9 protein-coding genes are annotated in these 22739 nt (G+C 73.8%); 6 read left to right on the forward strand and 3 right to left on the reverse strand.

From position 1 onward, the window contains the following. Window positions 1-73 precede the first annotated feature (73 nt). The 5 genes from OG403_RS32430 to OG403_RS32450 all read left to right on the forward strand — a co-directional run bounded on the left by OG403_RS32430 (window position 74) and on the right by OG403_RS32450 (window position 7511). Window positions 74-643 carry a hypothetical protein gene (locus OG403_RS32430; protein WP_329570725.1) on the forward strand — a complete coding sequence of 190 codons (570 nt, stop codon included), beginning with the start codon at window positions 74-76 and terminating at the stop codon, window positions 641-643. A gap of 109 nt (window positions 644-752) precedes the next feature. After that, window positions 753-1349, forward strand: coding sequence for a winged helix-turn-helix domain-containing protein (locus tag OG403_RS32435; protein WP_329570727.1), 597 nt, complete (start codon window positions 753-755; stop codon window positions 1347-1349). Next, the gene (locus tag OG403_RS32440) at window positions 1346-2632 is read left to right on the forward strand and encodes an MFS transporter (protein WP_329570728.1); all 1287 of its coding nucleotides are present in this window, start codon (window positions 1346-1348) and stop codon (window positions 2630-2632) included. Before OG403_RS32435 ends, OG403_RS32440 begins: the two co-directional genes overlap by 4 nt. A gap of 33 nt (window positions 2633-2665) precedes the next feature. Further along, a complete protein-coding gene (locus OG403_RS32445) occupies window positions 2666-5617 on the forward strand; it encodes a helix-turn-helix transcriptional regulator (protein ID WP_329570730.1) in 2952 nt (983 codons plus the stop codon). A 199-nt stretch (window positions 5618-5816) separates the two neighbouring features. After that, on the forward strand, window positions 5817-7511 hold the full coding sequence (locus OG403_RS32450; RefSeq protein WP_329570732.1) for a hypothetical protein: 1695 nt from the start codon (window positions 5817-5819) through the stop codon (window positions 7509-7511). A gap of 132 nt (window positions 7512-7643) precedes the next feature. On the opposite strand, the gene OG403_RS32455 is transcribed toward OG403_RS32450, so the two are convergent. From OG403_RS32455 to hppD, 3 genes are all read right to left on the reverse strand, one after another. Further along, entirely contained in the window at window positions 7644-8960 is a 1317-nt protein-coding gene (locus tag OG403_RS32455; RefSeq protein WP_329570734.1) for an aminotransferase-like domain-containing protein, read from the reverse strand. Continuing rightward, window positions 8957-10057, reverse strand: coding sequence for an alpha-hydroxy acid oxidase (locus tag OG403_RS32460; protein WP_329572676.1), 1101 nt, complete (start codon window positions 10055-10057; stop codon window positions 8957-8959). Before OG403_RS32460 ends, OG403_RS32455 begins: the two co-directional genes overlap by 4 nt. 80 nt (window positions 10058-10137) lie before the next feature. Further along, window positions 10138-11304, reverse strand: coding sequence for a 4-hydroxyphenylpyruvate dioxygenase (gene hppD / locus OG403_RS32465; protein ID WP_329570735.1), 1167 nt, complete (start codon window positions 11302-11304; stop codon window positions 10138-10140). A gap of 395 nt (window positions 11305-11699) precedes the next feature. Here hppD and OG403_RS32470 point away from each other — a divergent pair, with 395 nt between their 5' ends. Beyond that, window positions 11700-22739 (forward strand): non-ribosomal peptide synthetase, encoded by an 11040-nt coding sequence (locus tag OG403_RS32470; protein ID WP_329570737.1) that lies wholly within the window; start codon window positions 11700-11702, stop codon window positions 22737-22739.

Consider the following 22739-nt stretch of genomic DNA (forward strand, 5'->3'; position numbering starts at 1 on the left):
ACGCGGACGTGGACGTGGACGTGGACGTGGACGTGGGCAGCCAGTGCGAGGCGAGTGCGAGGGAGCGACAGCGGTGTCATCAGTGGTTTCGGCGGCGGCGGTCTCGATACGAGGAAAGGGCCGGGCCGGCGGGGCGCTGCTCGGCGGTCTGGCCGTCGCGCTGCCGGCCGTCGCGCTGCTGGGCGGCTGCGCGGCGCAGCATGCTGCGCCGGCGCCGAAGCCCTCGCCCACCGCACCGTTCGTCGCCTTCAACGCCTGCCTGGTCACCGGCCCCGCGGGCCTCGCGCCGGACGCGGTCGGTGCCCAGGCCTGGGCCGGGACCCAGGCGGCGGCCGGGTCGCTGCGCGCTCGGGCGAGCTATGTCACCGCGGCGCCGGCGAACCTGGCCGGCGCGCTGGGCGGGCTGCTGCTCAAGCGCTGCACGCTGATCGTCGCGGCGGGCGACTCGTCGGCAGGGGACGGGTTCGACGCGGGTGTGGCCGGCTTCGCGCAGGCGCACCCGGGGCAGCGGTTCCTGCTGGTCGGTGGTGCGGGTGCGGGTGCGGGTGCGGGTGGCGCGGGGGCGAACGTGCGGGTGGTGGCGGCGGGTGACGGGCTCGCGGACCGGGTGCGGCAGGCGGTGGCGGGGAGCGCTGCGGGCTGACGGCGAGTGCTGGCGGCGAGCGCTGGCGGTGTGGGCTGGCGGTGTGGGCCGGTAGTGCCGGCCTGCCGAGGCCTTGTAAAGAGTTCTTTCTAAAGATAGCTTTACATGCATGCCCGATCAGAACCCGCGCCGCACCGTCCGGTTGACCGATCCCCGTGCCCTGCGCGCCTACGCGCATCCCACCCGGATGACGCTGGTGGCGCAGCTGCGCCGGAACGGGCCGCTGACGGCCACTCAAGCCGCCGAGGCCATCGGCGAGAGCGTGGCCAGTTGCTCGTTCCACCTGCGCCAACTCGCCAAGTACGGGCTGGTGGAGGAGGCCGGCGGCGGCCGGGGGCGGGAGAAGCCCTGGCAGGCCACCGCGATGTTCACCAGCTGGGACGCGGCGGGCGCCGACGACCCGGCCGCGGCGGCGGCCACCGAGGCGCTCCAGCTGGCCATCGCCGAGCGGTACTTCGAACTCACGGCGCGCTGGGTCCAGCAGCAGGCCGCCGAGGCCGCCGAGTGGCGCCAGGCCGCGCGGTTCGGTGACTGGCTGCTGTACCTGACGGCGGCAGAGGTCAGCGAACTCGGCGCCGGGATGGAGGAATTGGTGCGGCCCTACCTGGAACGCCTGGGCGATCCGAGCAAGCGGCCGGCGGACTCGAGGCTGGTCACACTGCTGAATCTGGCCTTTCCCGCGCAGGAGAAGGAGTCGGGCGCGTGAGTGCCCCGACGGTGCACCGGTCCCCGCCGCGCCCGGCGGCCGGGCGTGGCAGCGGACTGCTGCCCGCCCTGCTGCGCGAGGTCGGGTTCCGCCGCTACTGGACCGGCCTGACGGTGTCCGCCCTGGGCGACCAGGTGTCGGCCATCGCGCTGCCGCTGATAGCCGTCCTCGCGGTGCATGCGGGCGCCGCGCAGATGGGGTACCTGGCGGCGGCGACCTGGTTACCGTACCTGCTCTTCGCGCTGCCGGCCGGAGCCTGGGCGGACCGGCGGAGCCGGCGGCGGCGGGTCATGATCGCGGCGGATCTCGGCCGCGTCGCGCTGATCGCCACCATTCCGCTCGCCTACGCCTTCGACGCGCTCACCCTGCCGCAGCTCTACCTGGTGGCGCTCGGGGTCGGCACGCTCTCCGTCCTCTTCGATGTCTGCAACGCCCAGGTCTTCAACTCCCTTGTGCCTTCGGCTCGGTACGTCGAGGGGAACTCGCTGGTCAGCGGTAGCCGGGCGATGTCCCAGATCGCCGGGCCGGGCATCGGCGGCCTGCTGGTGCAACTCCTGTCGGCGCCGCTCGCGCTGCTGGCCGACGCGCTCTCGTTCGCCGCCTCGGCCCTGTGCCTGTCCCGGATCGCGCCGATCGAACCGCCCGGTGAGCGCCGGACACGCGGCCAACTCGCCGAAGGCGGACGGTTCATCGTCCGCTCGCCGATCATGCGGGCCGCGCTCGCCAGCACGGCCACGGTCAACTTCTTCACCTTCATGGTGGCCGCGCTGTTCGTGCTCTACGCCACCACCACGCTGCACCTCGCTCCCGGGCTGCTCGGCGCGGTCCTGGGGGCCGGCTCGGTCGGCGGGCTCCTCGGGGCGCTCAGCGCGGGTGCGCTCACCAGGCGGATCGGCCTGGGCGCGACCTTCCTGCTCGGCAGCATCGCCTTCCCCGCCCCGCTGCTGCTGATCCCGGCGGCGCACGGGTCCACCCTGATGGTCCTCGGCTTCCTCTTCGCGGCGGAGTTCGTCTCCGGGCTCGGTGTGATGTGGCTCGACATCGCGGCGGGCTCGATGTTCGCCGCGATCGTCCCCGACCAGCTGCGGTCCCGCGTGAGCGGCGCCTACCGGATGGTCAACTACGGTACCCGGCCGCTCGGTTCGCTGGCCGCCGGAGCGCTGGCCGGCGCGATCGGGCTGCGTCCCACGCTCTGGATCGCGGTCGGCGGGGCGCTGGCCTCGTTCCTGTGGCTGCTGCCCTCGCCGGTGCCGCGGCTGCGCGAACTGCCGGGTAAGGACTAGACCACTGCGGATCCGGCGGGCCAGACTTTCGCCATGGGCGACATGACGGCTCCACTGGGGCGTGACGAGGTCCTGGCCCGCTGCGGGGCGGGGTTGGCCGGTGGCGGGGGAGTGCTGGTGACCGGGCCGGCCGGGATCGGGAAGACGGTGCTGCTCGACGCCGTGCAGGCCGAGGCGGCCCGGGGCGGGGCGCTGGTGCTGCGCAGCGACTCGGTGGCGGGCGAGGCCGGGTTGCCGCAGTTGGCGCTGTACGACCTGTTCGCCGGAGCGCGCGCCGAGTTGGCGGCCATGGACGCGCCGGCCATGGACGCGTCGGCCATGGATGCGTCGGCCGACTCGGTGGAGCCGCTCGCCCCGCACCTGCGGGCCGCGCTGGACGTGGTGTTGCTGCGGGCGCCCGCCGATGACCGGGCGGACGGGGAACTCGCGCTCCGGGTGGCGGTGCTGGAGCTGCTGCGGCTGCTGGCCGCGCGGCGTCCGGTGCTGCTGGTGCTGGACGACGCGCACTGCCTGGATCCGGCCAGTGCGCGGGTGCTGGCCTTCGCCGCGCGGCGGCTCGGTGGAGAGCGGGTGCGGGTGCTGGCCGCCGAGCGACTCGCGGCGGGGGCCGAGCCCGGCTGCCTCGATCTGCTCCCCGCGCCCGGGACCGAGCTCGCGCTCGACCCCCTGCCGCCCACCGTCCTCGGGGAGTTGCTGCGCACCCGGGGCGGCCTCGGTCCGGGGGACCCGGTCGCCGAGCGGATCGAGGCGGCCGCCGGTGGCAATCCCGGACACGCGCTCGACCTGGCCCGGGCGGTGCGGCGCTCGCCCGTGCCGGTGCGCGCCGACGATCCGCTGCCGGTGCCGCGCGGGCTGCGCGAGCTGTTCGCCGAAGCGCTGCGGGCGCTCTCCCCGGACCTGCTGGGCACCCTGCTGCCGGTCGCGGTCGCCACCAGCGCGGGCCCGGAACGCCGTTGGCCCACCGGCCCGGCACTCCGCGAGGCGCTCGCCGCCGGCCTGCTCGCCCGCGCCCCCGGCGGCGAGCCGTGCTTCGCGCACCCGCTGCTGCGCGAACTCGTGCACGCCGAGGCCACGGTGGAGCAGTGCCGCCGGTGCCATGCCACGCTGGCCGAGCAGGTGGCGGATCCGTTGGAGCGCGCCAGGCACCGCGCGCTGGCCGACCCCGAGGCGGAACCCGAACGCGCCGCCCAACTCGCCGCCGAGCTGGCCGCGGCGGCCGAGCTGGCCGTGCGGCGCGGAGCACCCGCCCAGGCCGCCGAGTTGGCCCAGTTGGCTGCCGAACGCACCCGGCACGAACCGTGGTTGGCCGCCGAGCGGCTGCTGGTCGCGGCCCGGCACGCGCTCGACGCCGGGCAGACCGACCGGGCCGAGCAGGCCTGCGCCGCCGTGCTGCGCGGCGCGAACCGGGCCGCCCGGGTCGGCGCCCGGCTGCTGCTGATCGAGCTGGCGGGCGGCGACCGGTCCGGTGTGCCCGCGCTGCTGGACGCCGCGCAGGCCGAGGCCGGCGACCTGCCCAAGCTGCGTACGGCCGTCCAACTGCACCGGGCCGAGCATGCCTTGAGCACCGGGCGGCGCGATCAGGGGCTGGCTGAACTGGCCGAGGCGGCCCGCCACGCGGAGCGCAGCGGCGACCTGGACCAGCAGCTGGAGGTGATCGCGCTGCGGGCCCCGATCGAGATGCAGCTGCGGCCGGACCGGGTGCTGCCCGCGCTGCGCCGGGCCGCCGCCCTCGCCGCCGGCCTGCCGGGAGACTCGGGTCAGGCGAAAGACTCGGGGCGGCCGGGCGCGGTCGGCCTGTTGGACATCGGCGGCGAACTGCTGGGCACCGGCGCCGGTCGGCCGGGAGCCCTGGAACGTCCGGGAGCACCCGTCCGCCCGGCCCCCGCGCTGACCGCCGCCTCGATCCAGATCCGCAGCTGCCTGGTCGTCTGGCTGCTGCGGGCCGGTGCCGTCGGCGAGGCGATCGCGGAGGTCAACCAGCTGCGGGAGGAGGTCGAGCGCGCGGGCCGGGTCAAGGACCTGGCCAACGTCCTGCACCTGGTCGCCTCCACCCACGAGCGGGCTGGCCGCTGCGCCCAGGCGTACCAGGCGGGCCGGCTCGGCGGGCGGCTGCGCCGGGAGCTGGGCCCCACGCCGGCCCCGGGGCTGGTGCTGAGCGCCGCCGCCGAACTCAACGGCGGCACCGCCGAGTGCGCCACCGACCTGGCCACGGCCGCCGTGCGCGCCGCCGAGGCCGCGGGTGACGTCGAGTGGACCGCGTACGCCCTGGGCCTGCTCGGCCGCGCCGACCTGCTGGGCGACCAGTTCGCCCGGGCCGCCCAGCACCTGGGCCGCTGCCGCTCACTGCTGCGCGGCCTCGGCTTCACCGACCCGGCGCTCTTCCTGGTGGACGCCGATCTGATCGAGGCGCTGGCCCGGTCGGGGGCGGCCGGGGCGGCCGAGCGGGCCTGGCAGCTGCTGGCGGAGGCGGACGCCGAGACGGCCCGGCTGGACCGGCAGGTGCTGCGGCTCGGCCTGGTCCGGGCCAGGGCCGTGCTGACCGCCCGCGACGGCGATCCGCGCGGCGCCGCCGACGAGTTGCGTGCCCAGCTGCCGCCCGCCCACCCCTACCCGTTGGAGCGGGCCCGCGCGCTGCTCACCCTCGGCGACCTCGAACGGCGGGCCCGGCGCCGCGCCGCTGCCCGGGCGGACCTGCGGGCGGCCGGTGAGGCGTTCGCCGCCGCGCACTGCCTGCCCTGGCTGGCCCGCACCGAGGACCGGCTGGCCCGCCTGGACGGGCTGGACGGCGCCGGCGGCACGGGGCCGGCGCTCAGCGAGCTCGAGCGCCAGGTCGTCGCCCTGGTCCGGGACGGGGCGACCAACCGGCAGGTCGCGCTCGCCCTGCACGTCTCGGTGAAGTCGGTCGAGGGCACCCTGACCCGCCTCTACCGCCGGCTCGGGGTGCGCGATCGCGCCGGGCTGACGGCCTGTCGGCTCGCGCTCTGACGAGGTGCCGACAAGGGTCCGCCCTCAACAGGGCAAGTCCAGGGCAAGGGTGGCACTTTGACTTCGATTCATTGACCGGCTTCAGGGTGCGGGCTACGTTTTGCGCTCAACCCGGGAAGTGCAGCCCCCACGCCTTCGCTCCCACCCCACCCCACCCCACCCCACCCCACCCCACCCACCCCACACCAGAGGAATCCGCATGGACGACCGCCATCCGGAACGCCGCACACTCCGCTCGCCCAGATCCCCCCGAACCCGCCCGCTGGCCCCGCTCGCCGTCCTCGGCCTGCTGGTCGCCTCCCTCTCCAGCGCCTTCACCACCCCCGCCGTCGCTCTCCCCACCGGCGCGGACGCGGTCACCGTGACGCGCTCCTGCGCCGTCCCCAGCCGCCCCGGCGAAGAGGCCTGCCTGGCGCTCAAGCGCACCGACCTCCACCAGAACGCGCTCTCCCCGCAGGCGACCCCCTCCGGCTACGGGCCCAGCGACCTGGTGAGCGCGTACAACCTGCCCAGCGGTGGCGGCGCCGGCCAGACCGTGGCCCTGGTGGACGCCCAGGACGACCCGAACGCCGAGTCGGACCTGGCCGCCTACCGCGCCCAGTACGGCCTGCCGGCCTGCACCACGGCGAACGGCTGCTTCCGTAAGATCGACGAGAACGGCGGCGCCAACTACCCGACCGCCGACACCGGTTGGTCCGGCGAGATCTCGCTGGACGTCGACATGGTCAGCGCGGTCTGCCCGAACTGCCACATCCTGCTGGTGGAGGCCGACTCGGCCAACATGTCGGACCTGGGCACCGCGGTCAACCAAGCCGTCGCCCAGGGCGCGAAGTTCGTCTCCAACAGCTACGGCGGCTCCGAGGACTCCTCGATCACCTCCGCCGACTCGGAGTACTTCGACCACCCGGGGGTGGCGATCACGGCCAGCGCCGGTGACTCCGACTACGGCGCCGAGTACCCGGCGACCTCGCAGTACGTGACCGCGGTCGGTGGCACCTCGCTCACCAAGGCCGCCAACGCGCGCGGTTGGAGCGAGAGCGTCTGGAACACCAGCGCCACCGAGGGCACCGGTTCGGGCTGCTCGGCGTACATCGCCAAGCCGTCCTGGCAGCACGACACGGGCTGCGCCAACCGGATGGAGACGGACGTCTCGGCCGTCGCCGACCCGGCCACCGGCGTCGCGGTGTACCAGACCTACGGCGGCAGTGGCTGGTCCGTCTACGGCGGCACCAGCGCGGCCTCGCCGATCATCGCCTCGGTCTGGGCGCTGGCCGGAGCGCCGAACGCGGGCGACCGGGCCAACCAGTACCCGTACAACCACACCAGCAGCTTCAACGACGTCACCTCGGGCAACAACGGCTCCTGCTCGCCCTCCTACTTCTGCACCGCCGGCCCCGGCTACGACGGCCCGACCGGTTGGGGCACGCCGAACGGCACCAGCGGCTTCACCGCCGGGACGGCCGCCGAGAGCGTCACGGTGACCAACCCGGGCGGCCAGAGCAGCACCGCGGGCACGGCGGTCTCGCTGCAGGTCTCGGCGAGTGACTCGGCGGGCAAGGCGCTGACGTACTCGGCGACCGGTCTGCCGGCGGGGCTGTCGATCAGCTCCTCGGGTCTGATCAGTGGCACGCCGAGTGCGGCGGGGACCTCGAGCGTGACGGTGACCGCGAGTTCGGGCACCGCCTCGGGCAGCGCGGCCTTCGGCTGGACGGTCAGCACCGGCGGCGGGGGCGGCTGCGCGGGCCTGGCGGCCTGGAGCGCCGGCACCTCCTACGTGCCTGGCAACCAGGTCTCCTACGGCGGCCACAAGTGGCTCTCCACCTGGTACTCGACCGGCGCCACACCCGGGGCGCCGGCCTCCTGGTCGGTCTGGTCGGACCAAGGGTCCTGCTGACCGGCTCCCGGCCGGGCACCGCGGGGGAGCGGTGACCTGACCGGAGGGCAACGGGTCGCGATGGTGGGGCCCATCGCGACCCGTTGCCCTGTGCGCGCTGTCGCCCGGTGCGCGCAGGTCGGCCGGTGAAGGTCAGTCGGCCAGCCGGTCGTTGATCAGCTGGTCGTTGATCAGCCGGGCCAACCGCCGCAGCCCTTCGTCTACCTGATCCGGCGTCAGCAGACTGACCGCCAGCCGCAGTTGCCGGCGTGCCTCGGGCGCGTCGGTGAAGTGGTGCATCGGGGTCCAGAGCAGCCCGTAGTCGCGCGCCGAGGTCTCCAGCAGCGCGTCGTCCACCTCGAACGGCACACTCACCACCAGGAAGAACCCGCCGCTCGGGGTGTTCCACTTGACGCCCGAGCCGGCCGGGAACGCCTGGACCAGCCCGGCCAGCAGCCGGGCCAGGTTCTCCCGGTAGAGCGCGATCTCCCGGGCGTTGGCCCGCACCAGGCTGCCCTCGTGCTCCAGCAGCTTGCCGGCGATCACCGCCTGCGCGATCGGCGCGGTGTTCACCGTCAGCATGCTCTTCAGCTTGGCGAGTTCGTCGGCGAGCAGGGACTGCGTGCCGTCCGCCGCCGCGACCAGCTGGTCGGCGACCACGAACCCGACCCGGGCGCCCGGCAGTCCGGTCTTGGCGTACGAGCCGAGGTAGACCACCTGGCGCCGCCGGTCCAGCGCCTTCAGCGTGGGCGGCCGGTCCTGCGGGTCGCTGGCGAAGACACCGTAGGGGTTGTCCTCCAGCAGCAGCAGGCCTTCCCGCTCGGCCAGTTCGAGCAGCGCGTGCCGGGTCGGCAGGTCCAGGCTCAGGCCCGAGGGGTTGGAGTGGTCGGCCAACAGGTAGCAGGCGCGCGGGCGCAGACCCTGGGCGCGGGCCCGGGCGACGGTGGCCGCGAGGTCCTCCAGGTCGATCCCACCGGGGCCGCCGGCCACCGTGAGCACCGGCATGTCCACCAACTTGGCCGCGCCGGTCAGCCCGACGTAGGTCGGCGCCACGGCCAGCACGGCGTCCCGCTCGTCGCGCCGCAGCGCGCGCAGTATCAGGAACATCGCCTCCTGGCAGCCGACGGTCACCACGATCGACTCTGGGTCGACCGAGATCCCCTCGTCCACCGCCAGGTTGTCGGCCACCAGCTGGTGGATGATCCCCTTGGTGCGGCCGTACTGGAAGAACGCCCGCCGGGCCTGTTCCGGTGTCAGCTGCTGAGTCTGCGTCAGATGTCTTTCGTAGCGCTCGAGATAGCGCTGGATGTCGGAGATCTCGAAGAACTCCTCGTGCGGCCGCCCGGCGGCCAGCGAGAGTGCCTCGGGGTAGCGGTTCGCGACCTCGTTGAGGAAGTTCATCGACTCCAGGGCCGGGTCGGCGAGCGAGCCGTGCAGCTCCAGCAGGGCAAGGGTGGTCAGGTCGGTCACATCGACTCCAAGCGGTGCGGACGGATGACGGTGCGCAGCGTACGGGCCTCGGCGGGGGCCGCGCAGCCGGCCAGCCCGAGTGCGTCGTCGAACTCGAGGGCCAGCAGGTCCAGCACCCGCCGCGCTCCGGCCTCGCCGTCCGTCGCCAGGCCCCAGATCAGCGGGCGGCCGACCAGCACGCCGTCGGCGCCCCGGGCCAGGGCCCGCAGCACGTCCAGGCCGCTGCGGATGCCGCCGTCGAGCAGCACCTGGCAGTCGTCGCCGACCGCGGCACCGACCGCCTCGCGGACCTCGCCGACCAGCTGCACCGCCGGTACCGCGCCGTCCAGTTGCCGCCCGCCGTGGTTGGAGACCACCACGGCGGCCGCGCCGGCCCGGGCGGCCAGCACGGCGTCCTCGGGGGCCAGCACCCCCTTGAGCACGATCGGCAGCCGGGTGAGGGTGCGCAACTCCTCGACATCCGCCCAGGTCAGGTCCGGGGCGAAGGCCAGGGCGGTGTGCGTGGCGACCGCCGAGCCACCGCCGTCGGTGCGGTGCGCGGCCGAGCCGGCGGCCTCGGTCAGGTTGGCGGCCACCACGTCGGACGGCAGCGCGAAGGCGTTGCGCACGTCGCGCAGCCGGCGGCCCATCCAGGGGACGTCCACGGTCAGCACCAGCGCGCTGCAACCGGCCGCCTCGGCCCGGCGGATCAGCTCCAGACGGTGGCCCGGATCGCGCAGCCAGTAGAGCTGGAACCAGGTGTCGGCGCCGGTCGCGGTGATCTCCTCGATCGGATAGCTGCTCAGCGTTGCCGCGGTGAACGGCACGCCGGCCTGCGCGGCGGCTCGCGCGACGGCCAACTCGCCGTCGGGGTGGGCCAGTCGGTGGTAGGCGACGGGTGCCACGGCGAGCGGCAGCGCGGCCGGGGCGCCGAGCAGCCGGGTCGCGGTGGTCCGGGCGGAGACGTCCCGCAGCATCCGCGGCACCAGGAAGATCTCCTCCAGCGCGGCGCGGTTGGCCCGCAGCGAGAGCTCGCCCCCGCTGCCGCCGGCCACGAAGTCCCAGACTCCGGGCGGCAGTACGGCGCGGGCTTGGCGCTCGACGTCGGCCAGGCTCAGGGCGGCAGCGGCCGCGGTGCTCGCGGTGGTGTCGGTGGCGGTGCTCGCGGAGTCGGCGGCCGGGGAACCGCTGTTGCCGGTCACCGGGCGGTGTCCCCCGAGCGCTGGCGCTCGACCTCGACGGCCTCGTAGAGCGCCTTGATGTTGGAGCCGCCGAAGGTCTTCGCGCCGATCCGCTCGATCACCTCGTAGAAGAGCGTGCGCTTCTCGTGCTCGGTGCGGGTGAAGATCTGGAACAGCTGGCCGCCGTGGTCCTCGTCGATCAGCAGGCTCAACTCGCGCAGCTCCGCGACCGAGTGGGCCCTGGGCGTGACCCGCTCGGCCAGCGCGTCGTAGTAGGCGCCCGGCGTGCTGAGGAACCGCACGCCCCGGGCGGCCAGGGTGCGCACCGCGCGGACGGCGTCCTCGGTGCTGAACGCCAGGTGCTGGACGCCGGCGCCGCCGTGCCGCTTCAGGAACGCGTCGATCTGGCCGGGCTCGGCGCTGGTGTCGGGTTCGATCACGGTGAACGTGACGGTGCGCGAAACGCTCTGCACCACAGTGGAGTTCATCGCCTGGGTGCCGACCTTGATCTGCTCGGTGAAGGTCTCCTCGAAGCCGAGCACGGTGCGGTAGTAAGAGATGGTGGCCGCCAACTCGTCGGCCGGTACGCAGACCGCGAAGTGGTCGACCTCGGCCAGTGCGGGCGGCTCCTCGGCCGGGCCGCCGCTCGGAGCCGCCAGTCTGGCGGGTTCGTCGGCCGGGAGGTCGGCCTGTGCCAGTGCCTCCTGGAAGCCGGTGAGCGGCACGAAGCCGACCGGCAGCCGGGCCGGGTCGCCCGGCGCGCGCTGGACCAGGGTGTGCACCACGTCGCCGAAGCCGCCGATGGTCGCGGTCACGGCCGGGAACTCGCCCGGGTGCGCGACGGGTTCGGCGATCGGGCGCCCGCCCCGGGCGACCGCCTGGGCGAAGGCTTCGGCGGCGTCGGCGGTGCACAGCGCGATGTCGGCGATGCCGTCGCCGTGCGCCAGCACGTAGGCGGTGGCCGGGTGGTCGTCGACGGTGGCCTGGGTCAGCACCAGGGTCATCGCGCCCTGGGTGAGGGCCAGGCTGCGAAAGCCCTCGGCCGGGGAGCCCGCGCGCCCCGCCGGGGTGAAGCCGTACCGGTCGCGGAAGGCCATGGCCGAGGCCTCGGCATCGGCCACGTAGAACTCTACGTAGTCAAGCTCGAGGTCGGCCGGGAGAGCTGCGGTGGGCAAGGCACGCATGCTGAGTTCCTCTGCTCGCTCCAAGGGGCCGTCAGTGATCCGGACAGTAGTCGGGTCCGTGGGCCGCAGTGACCGGATGAGTGTGGGGCCAAAGGGGTCAGAAACCATCAAGTTGAACGTCAATCGGCCAAGTTACAGTCATAATCCGCCAACTTGAGCACCTAGTGCATGCTTTCGATGGGGTGATTGTTTGGATGATCTTCATGCTTGGTACGTCTGACCACGGTCAAGCTCGCGAGAGGTGCGCTTTAGATTGATCACCACGAAGCGTGACCAGGCGTCCGTGGGCGATCCCCGACGCCACCGCTTGTGAGTCATGACGCTGACGCGGCCCCTGCCACCAGCGGGCGGCCGTGTAGCACGTAACGCCGCCGACGAACCGGAGCACTGAAACCATGTCGGATTCGCCGACCACCCCCAGCTGGCCGCTGATGGCCGGGCAGTCCGGCATCTGGTTCGCCCAGCAACTCGATCCCGCCAGCCCGGCCTTCCAGATCGCGGAGTGCGTGGAGATCCACGGTGCGGTCGACCCCGAGCTGTTCGCGACCGCGCTGCGGCAGGTGCTGACGGAGGGTGAGGCGCTCCGGCTGGCCTTCCGCACCGAGGGCGGCGAGGTGCGACAGAGCGTGCGCCCGCCGGCGGATTTCCCGCTGCTGGTCGAGGATCTGGGCGCGCGGGCCGACCCGTGGGCCGCCACCCGGTCCCGGATCGAGGCGGACCTGGCCCGGCCGCTGGACCCGAGCACCGGACCGGCGTTGGTCCAGCAGCTCTTCCTGGCCGGCCCCGACCGGAGCTTCTGGTACCAGCGCGGGCACCACGCGCTGGTCGACGGCTTCACCGGGCCGCTGGTGGCCGGCCGGATGGCCGAGGTCTACAGCGCGCTGGTCGAGGGCCGCGAACCCGCTGCCGAGGGCGCGCTGTCCGGCTTCGGCGAGCTGGTGGCCGAAGAGCGGGCTTACCAGGGCTCCGAGCGGCGGGAGATCGAGCGCGGCTACTGGCTGGACCAGCTGGCCGACCGCCCGGAGCCGGTCGCCCTGGCCGGCCGCACCGCCTCGGCCGCCCATCGCCACCTGCGTCACGAGATCCAGTTGACGGCGCGGCACGCCGACACCCTGCGGGTGGCCGCCCGCGCGCTCGGCGTCAGCTGGTCCGCCCTGGTGCTCAGCGCGGTCGGCCTCTACACCGGCCGGCTGACCGGCGCCGACGAGGTCGTGATCGGCCTGCCGGTGCCGGCCCGGATCGGCCGCACCGCCCGCTCGGTGCCCGCGATGCTGACCAACGTGCTGCCGCTGCGGCTCGACGTCCGCGCCGAGCTGAGCCTGCGCGAGCTGGTCCGGCGGACCAGCGCCACGACCCGGGCGGCGCTGCGCCACCAGCGCTACCGGTACGAGGACCTGCGCCGCGAGCTGGGACTGGTCGGCGGCGAGGGCCAGTTGCTCGGGCCGACGGTCAACATCATGTCGTTCGACTACGACCTCGCGTTCGGCGGCCACCCGGCCACCCTGCACAACTTCGCCAACGGCCCGGTCGAGGACCTCTCCTTCGTGGTCTACGACCGGCGGGCTGGCCACGGCATGCGCCTGGTGCTGGACGCCAACCCCGACCTCTACGACCAGGAGGCGCTGGCCGGGCACGCGGAGCGCTTCCTGCGGCTGCTCGACACCCTGGCCGCTGGCCAACCGGACCACCCCGTCGGTCTGTTCGACCTCGTCAGCGCGAACGAGCGCGAGCTCGTCCTGCACCGGTGGAACGATACGGCGCGTGCGGTTCCGCCGGGGCTGATCCACCAGCACTTCGAGCGGCAGGTGGAGTTGGCGCCGGATGCGGTGGCGGTGGCTTGTGAGGGTGTGGAGTTGTCGTATGGGGAGGTGAATGGGCGGGCGAATCGGTTGGCGCGGTTGTTGATTGAGCGTGGTGCGGGTCCGGAGCGGTTCGTGGCGTTGGCGTTGCCGCGTAGTGAGTTGATGTTGGTGGCGTTGCTGGCGGTGTTGAAGTCGGGTGCGGGGTATCTGCCGGTGGATCCGGAGTATCCGGCTGACCGGATCGCCTACATGTTGGAGGATGCCGAGCCGGCGCTGGTGGTGACGGTCGCGGCGGTGGCGGGCGGGTTGGCGCTGGGTGACCAGGCGGTTGTGGTGGTGGATGAGCCCGGTGTTGGGGCGGAGTTGGCGCAGTGGTCGGACGCTGATGTCGAGGACGTCGAGCGGGCCGTGCCGTTGGTGGCGGATCATCCGGCGTATCTGATCTATACGTCGGGTTCGACGGGTCGTCCGAAGGGTGTGGTGATCGCGCATCGTGGTATTCCGGGTCTCGCGCACGCGAAGGTGGAGTGGTATGCGACGACGTCGGAGAGTCGGGTGCTGCAGTTCTCGTCGTTGAGTTTTGACAGTCATGTCTCCGAGGTGTGGTCGGCGCTGTTGGGGGGTGGTCGTCTGGTGGTTGCTCCGTTGGAGCGGATGATGCCGGGGGAGCCGTTGGTGGAGTTGGTGGCGGAGCAGGGGATCACGCATATCGATCTGCCGCCGGCTGGTTTGGCGGTGATGCCGGAGGGTTCGTTGCCCGAGGGTGGGACGTTGATTGTTGGTGGTGAGGCGAGTTCGCCGGCGTTGGTGGAGCGGTGGTATCGCAACCGTCGGATGATCAATTCGTATGGGCCGACTGAGGCGACGGTGTGCGCGAGTATGAGTGATCCGATCTCGGATGCGGCGATTCCGCCGATCGGTCGGCCGGTGTGGAACAAGCGGGTGTATGTGCTGGATGGGGGTCTGCGGTTGGTGCCGCCGGGTGTGGTGGGTGAGTTGTATGTGGCGGGGGAGGGTCTGGCGCGGGGGTATCTGGGTCGGCCTGGTCTGACGGCTGAGCGGTTCGTCGCCGACCCGTTCACCCCTGGCGCTCGCATGTACCGCACGGGTGACTTGGTGCGGTGGGGTGCGGATGGGCAGTTGGTGTTCCTGGGTCGGGCGGACAGTCAGGTGAAGGTGCGGGGTTTCCGGATCGAGTTGGGGGAGGTGGAGGCGGCGATCGATGCGCTGCCGGGGGTGGCGCAGGCGGTGGTGCTGTTGCATGAGGCTGCGGTGGGTGATCGGCGGCTGGTGGCGTATGTGGTCAGTTCGACGCAGAGCGCTGCCGGGTTGCGGGAGCAGTTGGGCCGGACCTTGCCGGATTACATGGTTCCGTCGGCGTTCGTGGTGTTGGACGCGTTGCCGTTGATGCCGAACGGGAAGGTGGACCGGCGGGCGTTGCCGGAGCCGGACTTCGCCGCCGCGGCCACCGGCCGCGCGCCGCGCACCGAGCGGGAGGCCCTGCTGGCGGAGATCTTCGCCGAACTGCTGGGCCTGCCGAGCGTCGGCATCGACGACGACTTCTTCACCCTGGGCGGCCACTCGCTGCTGGCCACCCGGCTGGTCAGCCGGGTGCGGGCCGCGCTCGGCGTCGAGTTGGCGATCCGCGACCTGTTCGAGGCGCCGACCGTGGCCGGCCTGGCCGAGCGGCTGGACCGCGCCGAGCTGGCCCGCCGCGCGCTGGTGCGCGCCGAGCGGCCCGAGCGGGTGCCGGTCTCCTCCGCGCAGCGTCGCCTCTGGTTCATCGGGCGGCTCGGTGCGTCCGGCGCCGCCTACCACATGCCGCTGGCAGTGCGGCTGACCGGCGCGCTCGACCGGGCGGCGCTGGTCGCAGCACTGGCCGATCTGACGCGGCGTCATGAGACCTTGCGCACCGTCTTCGCCGAGGGGCCGGACGGGCTGCCGCACCAGCGCGTGCTGCCCGAAGTCCACCCCGAGCTGCGGGTCGCCGGGGTCACCGAAGCCGAGTTGGACCGGGCCCTGGCCACCGAGGCGGCCCGACCCTTCGACCTGGCCATCGATGTCCCGCTGCGGGCGGCCCTCTTCACGCTCGGCGCGGACGAGCAGGTGCTGCTGCTGACGCTGCATCACATATCCGGCGACGGATGGTCGCTGGTCCCACTGGCCCGCGACCTGTCCACCGCCTACACCGCCCGGCTCGGCGGCGCGGTTCCGCAGTGGTCGCCGTTGCCCGTCCAGTACGCCGACTTCGCCATCTGGCAGCAGCAGCTGCTCGGCGCCGAGGATGACCCGAAGAGCCTGCTGTCGCGTCAACTGGACTACTGGCGGCGGGCGCTGTCCGAGCTGCCGGAGGAACTGGCGCTGCCTACCGACCGGCCCCGCCCGGCGACCGCCGGACACCGGGGCGCGACCGTCGCCGTGGAGCTTCCCGCCGAACTGCACCGCAGGCTCGCCACGCTGGCCCAGCAGCACGGCGCCACCCTCTTCATGGCCCTGCAGGCCGGCCTGGCCGCCTTCCTGACCCGGTTGGGTGCGGGGGAGGATATCCCGCTGGGGACGCCGGTGGCCGGGCGGACCGACGAGGCGTTGGACGAGTTGGTCGGGTTCTTCGTCAACACGCTGGTGCTGCGCACCGACACCTCGGGTGAACCGAGCTTCACCGAACTGCTGGCCCGGGTGCGGGAGTCGGACCTGGCGGCGTTCGCGCACCAGGACGTGCCGTTCGAGCAGCTGGTGGACGCGTTGAACCCGACCCGCTCGCTGGCCCGCCACCCGCTCTTCCAGACCATGCTGGTGCTGCAGAACACCACCGAGGCGGAGCTGGACCTGCCGGGCCTGCGCGGTACCGTGCAGCCGGTCGGCATCGACACGGCCAAGTTCGACCTGTTCTTCAACCTCGCCGAGCGGACCGGCCAGGATGGTGCCCCGGCCGGTGTCAGCGGCGTCGTCGAGTACGCCACCGACCTGTTCGAGCACCGCACCATCCAGCAGCTGGCGGACCGTTGGATCCGGTTGCTGGCCCAGCTGGTGGCCGCCCCGGCCCGGCCGATCGGGCAGGCCGAGCTGCTCGCCGAGGGAGAGCGGCAGCAGCTGCTCACCGAGTGGAACGCCACCGCCGCCGCCGTGCCCGCCGCCACGCTGCCCGAGCTGTTCCAGGCCCAGGTCGCGCGCACGCCGCAGGCGACCGCGCTGGCCTTCGAGGGCGCCGAGTTGAGCTACGCCGAGTTGAACGCGCGGGCCAACCGGCTGGCCCGCCTGCTGGTGGAGCACGGCGCCGGCCCGGAGCGGCGGATCGCGCTCGCCCTGCCGCGCACGCCCGAGCTGCTGGTCGCGCTGCTCGCGGTGCTCAAGTCCGGTGCGGCGTACGTGCCGATCGACCCCGAGTACCCGGCCGACCGGATCGCCTACGTGCTCGCCGACGCCGCCCCGGCCCTGGTGCTGGTCGCCGCCGCGACCGCCGGCCGGCTGCCGGCCGGCGACGGCGCGCCGGTGCTGGTGCTGGACAGCCCCGAGACTCTCGAGGCGCTGGCCGCGCGCGGCGAGGACGACCCGCGGCACGCGCCGCGTCCCGAGCATCCCGCCTACGTGATCTACACCTCCGGCTCGACCGGCCACCCCAAGGGCGTGGTGCTGCCGCACGCGGCGCTGACCAACTTCCTGGCCGACATGGCCCTGCGCTTCCCGCTGGAGGGGCACGACACCTGGGTGGCGGTCACCACGGTCGCCTTCGACATCGCCGCGCTGGAGCTGTACCTGCCGCTGATCAGCGGCGCCCGGGTCGAACTCGCGCCCCGGCACACGGTGATCGACCCGGCGGCGCTGACCGCCCTGCTGCGCGGCTCGGGTGCCACCGTGTTGCAGGCCACCCCCTCGCTCTGGCGGGCGCTCGCCGAGCGGGCCGAGGCGCTGGCCGAACTCCCGGGCCTGCGGGTCCTGGTGGGCGGTGAGGCGCTGCCGGGCCCGCTGGCCGCCACGCTCGCCGGCCTGGGCGAGGTCACCAACCTCTACGGCCCGACCGAGACCACCATCTGGTCCACCGCCGCCCGGATCACCGACGCGGCGATCCCGCCGATCGGCCGCCCGATCGCCAACACCCGTCTCTACGTGCTGGACGCGCGGCTGCGCCCGGTGCCGGTCGGCGTCGCGGGCGAGCTGTACATCGCGGGCGCGGGCCTGGCCCGCGGCTACCACGAGCGGCCCGCGCTGACCGCCGAGCGCTTCACCGCCGACCCGTTCGGCACGCCCGGCAGCCGCATGTACCGCACCGGCGACCTGGCCCGCTGGACGGCCGAAAGCGAGCTGCGGTTCGTCGGCCGGGCCGACACCCAGGTCAAGGTGCGCGGCCACCGGATCGAACTCGGCGAGATCGAGGCCGCGTTGCTCACCCACCCCGGGGTCACGCAGAGCGCGGTGCTGGCCCGCGAGGACCAGCCGGGCGATGTCCGCCTGGTCGGCTACCTGCTGTTCGGCGACCCGGCCTGCGGCGAGCCCCCGGTGGCGCCGCTTCCGGCGCCCGCCGCAGCCCCGGCGTCCGACACCAACACCCCGGCCGGCTCGCGCGACCTGGCGGGCCTGCTGCGCGAGCTGCGCGCGCACCTGGCCGAGCGGCTCCCGGAGTACATGGTGCCCAGCGCCTTCGTGGCGCTGGAGGCGATGCCGCTCACCCCGAACGGCAAGCTGGACCGCAAGGCGCTGCCCGCGCCCGAGCAGACCGGCGCCCAGGCCGGGCGTGCCCCGCGCACCGAACGCGAGGAACTGCTCTGCGCCCTCTTCGCCGAGGTGCTCGGGCTCGCCTCGGTCGGCATCGACGACGCCTTCTTCGCGCTCGGCGGCCACTCACTGCTGGCCATCCGGCTGGTGAGCCAAGTCCGCGCGGTGCTCGGCGTCGAGTTGGCGATCCGCGACCTGTTCGAGGCGCCGACCGTGGCCGGCCTCGAGCGGCGGCTCGCCGACGCGGGCGCCGCCCGGCCGGCCCTGCTGCCCGCCGAGCGTCCCGCCACCGTGCCGGTCTCCTACGCCCAGCGCCGGCTGTGGCTGCTGGAGAAGCTCGGCAGCGCCGGCGCCGCCTACCACCTGCCGATGGCGCTGCGGCTGCGCGGTCCGCTGGACCTGCCCGCCCTGGAAGCCGCGCTGGCCGACCTGGTGGCCCGCCACGAGGCGCTGCGCACCGTCTTCGGCGAGGGGCCCGACGGCCTGCCGTACCAGCGGGTGCTGCCCGCGGCGGTGTCCGTCCTCACCCGCGCCGAGACCACCGCGGCCGAGCTGACCGAGGCGCTGGCGGCCGAGGCCGCCCGGCCGTTCGACCTGGCGGTGGACGTGCCGCTGCGAGCGGCCCTCTTCGCGCTCGGCGCGGACGAGTGCGTGCTGCTGCTGACGCTGCATCACATCGCTGGTGACGGCTGGTCGCTGGCCCCGCTGGCCCGCGACATCGAGACCGCGTACGCGGCCCGGCTCGGTGGCGCGGCGCCGCAGTGGTCGCCGCTGCCGGTGCAGTACGCGGACTACGCGCTCTGGCAGCGCGAGCTGCTCGGTGACGAGGGCGAGGCCGAGAGTCTGGCGGCCCGTCAGGTCGACTACTGGCGCCAGGCGCTGGCCGGGCTGCCGGAAGAGCTGGAACTGCCCACCGACCGCCCGCGCCCGCTCGCGGCCGGCCACCAGGGCGCCGCCGTCTCGCTGACCGTCCCCGCCGAGCTGCACCGCAAGCTCGTCGACCTCTCCCGCGAGCACGGGGTCACCCTCTTCATGACCCTGCAGGCGTCGCTGGCCACCCTGCTGCACCGCCTCGGCGCCGGGACCGACATTCCGCTCGGCACCCCGGTCGCCGGGCGCACCGACGTCGCCCTGGACGAGCTGGTCGGGTTCTTCGTCAACACCCTGGTGCTGCGCACCGACCTGTCCGGCGACCCGAGCTTCACCGAACTGCTGGACCGGGTCCGCGAGTCGGACCTGGCCGCGTTCGCCCACCAGGACGTGCCGTTCGAGCATCTGGTGGACGCGCTCAACCCGACCCGCTCGCTGGCCCGGCACCCGCTGTTCCAGGTGATGCTGGCGCTGCGCAACAACACCGAGGCCGAGCTGGCGATGCCGGGCCTGACCGTCACCGCGCTGCCCACCCAGGTGCGCTCCGCCAAGTTCGACCTGTCGCTCTTCGTCACCGAACAGCGCGGCGCGGACGGTGCCTTGGGTGGGCTGCGCGGCGAACTGGAGTACGCCACCGAGCTGTTCGACCACTCGACGGTCGAGGTGCTGGGCGAGCGCTGGGTGCGGCTGCTCGACGCGCTGGTCGCCGAGCCGAAGCTGGCGGTCGGACAGCTCGACATCCTCGGCCCCCGGGAGCGCGAGCGGATCCTCCACGAGTGGAACGACACCACCCGCGAACTGCCCGTCGCCACGCTGCCCGAGCTGTTCCAGGCGCAGGCCGCCCGCACCCCGCGGGCGACCGCGCTGGTCTTCGAGGGCGCCGAGCTGAGCTACGCCGAGCTGAACGCCCGGGCCAACCGCCTGGCCCGGGTGCTGGTCGCCCGGGGCGCCCGGCCCGAGCGGACCGTGGCGCTGGTCCTGGAGCGCTCCACCGAGATGGTGGTGTCGCTGCTCGCGGTGCTCAAGTCCGGTGCGGCGTACCTGCCGATCGACCCCGAGTACCCGGTCGACCGGATCGCCTACCTGCTCGAGGACGGCGCCCCGGCGCTGGTGCTGGCCACCAGCGCGACCGCTGCGGCGGCGCCCGGCGGCGCCCTGGTGCTCGACACCCCGCGGCTGGCGGCCGAGTTGGCGGCCCAGCCGGACGCCGACCTCACCGATGCCGACCGGCTCGCCCCGCTGCGTCTGGCCAATCCGGCCTACGTGATCTACACCTCCGGCTCCACCGGTCGCCCCAAGGGCGTCGCCGTCCCGCACCGGGGCGTCGCCAACCGCCTGGCCTGGATGCAGACCGACCACGTGATGCGTCCGGGCGAGGACCGGGTGCTGCAGAAGACGCCGTTCGGCTTCGACGTCTCGGTCTGGGAGTTCTTCTGGCCGCTGTTCAACGGCGGGACCCTGGTGGTCGCCAAGCCCGGTGGCCACAAGGACCCGGTCTACCTGGCCGAGTTGATCCAGCGCGAGCGGATCACCATCGCGCACTTCGTACCCTCGATGCTCCAGGCCTTCGTGCAGGAGCCCGCGGCGGCCCGCTGCACCGGCCTGCGCGGGGTGTTCTGCTCGGGCGAGGCACTGACCGCCGAACTACGCGACCGATTCAGACAGTTGCTCGCCGAGGTCCCGCTGCACAACCTGTACGGCCCCACCGAGGCCTCCGTCGAGGTCACCGCCTGGACCTGCGAGGCGGGCGAGGGCGGCGTCGCGGTGCCGATCGGGCGGCCGGTGGCCAACACCCGGGTCTACGTGCTGGACGCGGCGCTGCGGCCGGTCGCGCCGGGCGTGCCGGGTGAGTTGTACCTGGCGGGCGTCCAGCTGGCGCGCGGCTACCTGAACCGCCCCGGCCTGAGCGCCGAGCGCTTCGTCGCCGATCCGTACGGCGCGGCCGGTACCCGCATGTACCGCACGGGTGACCTGGTGCGCTGGACCGCCGAGGGTGCGCTGGTCTTCGTGGGGCGCGCCGACGACCAGGTGAAGATCCGCGGCTTCCGGATCGAACTCGGCGAGATCGCAGCGGCTCTGACCAGCCATCAGGACGTCGCCCAGGCGGCCGTGCTGGTCCGCGAGGACCGCCCCGGGGAGAAGCGCTTGGTGGGCTACCTGGTGCCGGCGGTGGCGCAACCCGATCTGCCCGGCCTGCGGAAGCACTTGGCCGGCCTGCTGCCCGACTACATGGTCCCGGCCGCGCTGGTGGTGCTGGCGGAACTCCCGCTGACGGCCAGCGGCAAGCTGGACCGCACGGCGCTGCCCGCCCCGGACTTCACCGCCGCCGTCACCGGGCGGGCGCCGAGCACCGAGCGTGAGGAGGTGCTGGCCGGGCTCTTCGCCGAGCTGCTGGGTCTGGCGAGCGTGGGGGTCGACGACGGGTTCTTCGAGCTGGGTGGTGACTCGATCATCTCGATCCAGCTGGTGGCCCGGGCCCGGCAGGCGGGCCTGGTGTTCAGCGCTCGCGATGTCTTCAGCTGCCAGAGCGTCGCCGAGTTGGCGCTGGTCGCGCGGGGCGCCGAGGCGGCTGTCGCGGAGGACGCGGACGCCGGGATCGGTGAGCTGCCGGCCACCCCGATCATGCACTGGCTGCGCGAACGCGGCGGCCCGGTGGACGGCTTCCACCAGGCGATGCTGCTCCAGGTCCCGGCCGAGCTCGGCGCGGACCGGCTCACCGAGGCGCTGCGGACCCTGCTGGATCACCATGACGCGCTGCGCGCCAGGCTGCTGGTCGCCGAGGACGGCGGCTGGTCGCTGGTGGTGCCCGAGCGCGGCGCGCCGGGCGCGGCCGGGCTGGTCACCCGGATCGACACCGCCGACCTGGACCCGGCCGGGCTGCGCGCTCTCTTCGAGCGCGAGGCCGCCGCCGCACAGGACCGCCTGGCTCCGGCCGACGGGGTGATGGTCCAGCTGGTGTGGTTCGACGCCGGCCCGCAGCGCCCGGGGCGCCTGCTGCTGGTGGTGCACCACCTGGTGGTGGACGGGGTCTCCTGGCGGATCCTGCTGCCCGACCTGGCCGCCGCCTGGCGCGGCGAGCAACTGCCGCCGGTGGCCACCTCGCTGCGCAGCTGGGCCACCGCCCTGGTCGCCGAGGCCGGCCGCCGGGACGCCGAACTGCCGCTCTGGCAGGGCATGCTGGACGGCCCTGACCCGCTGCTCGGCAGCCGGGCGCTGGACCATGCCCGGGACACCCGGCAGACCGTCGGCCACCTGGAGCTGACGCTGCCGCCGGAGCTGACCGAGCCGCTGCTGACCAGCGTCCCGGCGCTGTTCAACGCCGAGGTCAACGACGTACTGCTGACCGGCCTGGCGCTCGCCGCCAACCGCTGGCGGGCGGACCGGGCGGGCCTGCTGTTCGAGCTGGAGGCGCACGGGCGCGAGGAGTTCGCCGAGCGCATCGACCTCTCCCGCACGGTCGGCTGGTTCACCAGCGCCTACCCGGTCCGGCTGGACCCGGGCGCGGCCGACTGGGGCGACGTCACCGAGGCCGGCCCGGGGCTCGGCCGCTCGCTGAAGGCGGTGAAGGACCAACTGCGCGCCATCCCGGACCACGGCCTCGGCTACGGCCTGCTCCGCCACCTGCGCGCCGACACCGGCGCGCGGCTCGGTGCGGCCGCCCGCCCGCAGCTGGGGTTCAACTATCTCGGCCGGTTTGCCATCGAGCAGCGCGGCGAGCCGACCGAGTGGGGTCCGGCGCCCGAGATGGGCGCGATGTTGGGCGGCGCCGACGCGCTCGCCCCACTGGCCCACAGCGTCACCGTCAACGCCCGCACCGAGGACCGGGCCGACGGCCCGAGCTTCGTGGCCTCCTGGTCCTGGGCGACCGGGGTGCTGGACGAGGCGCGGGTGCGCCGGCTCGGCGAGCTGTGGTTCGAGGCGCTGGCGGCACTGGTGCGGCATGCGAGCGGCACGGACGCCGGCGGGCTGAGCACCTCGGACGTATCCCTGGTCGAGCTGAGCCAGGACGAGATCGACATGTTCGAAGACGAGTTCGCGGATTGGGACCTCTAA

Source organism: Kitasatospora sp. NBC_01266, assembly GCF_036242395.1.
Classification (GTDB): domain Bacteria; phylum Actinomycetota; class Actinomycetes; order Streptomycetales; family Streptomycetaceae; genus Kitasatospora.

Coding starts and splice junctions, on each gene's coding strand:
- OG403_RS32435 (WP_329570727.1), top strand. CDS start 753: ATGCCCGATCAGAACCCGCGCCGCACCGTCCGGTTGACCGATCCCCGT.
- OG403_RS32445 (WP_329570730.1), top strand. CDS start 2,666: ATGGGCGACATGACGGCTCCACTGGGGCGTGACGAGGTCCTGGCCCGC.
- OG403_RS32450 (WP_329570732.1), top strand. CDS start 5,817: ATGGACGACCGCCATCCGGAACGCCGCACACTCCGCTCGCCCAGATCC.
- hppD (WP_329570735.1), bottom strand. CDS start 11,304: ATGCGTGCCTTGCCCACCGCAGCTCTCCCGGCCGACCTCGAGCTTGAC.
- OG403_RS32470 (WP_329570737.1), top strand. CDS start 11,700: ATGTCGGATTCGCCGACCACCCCCAGCTGGCCGCTGATGGCCGGGCAG.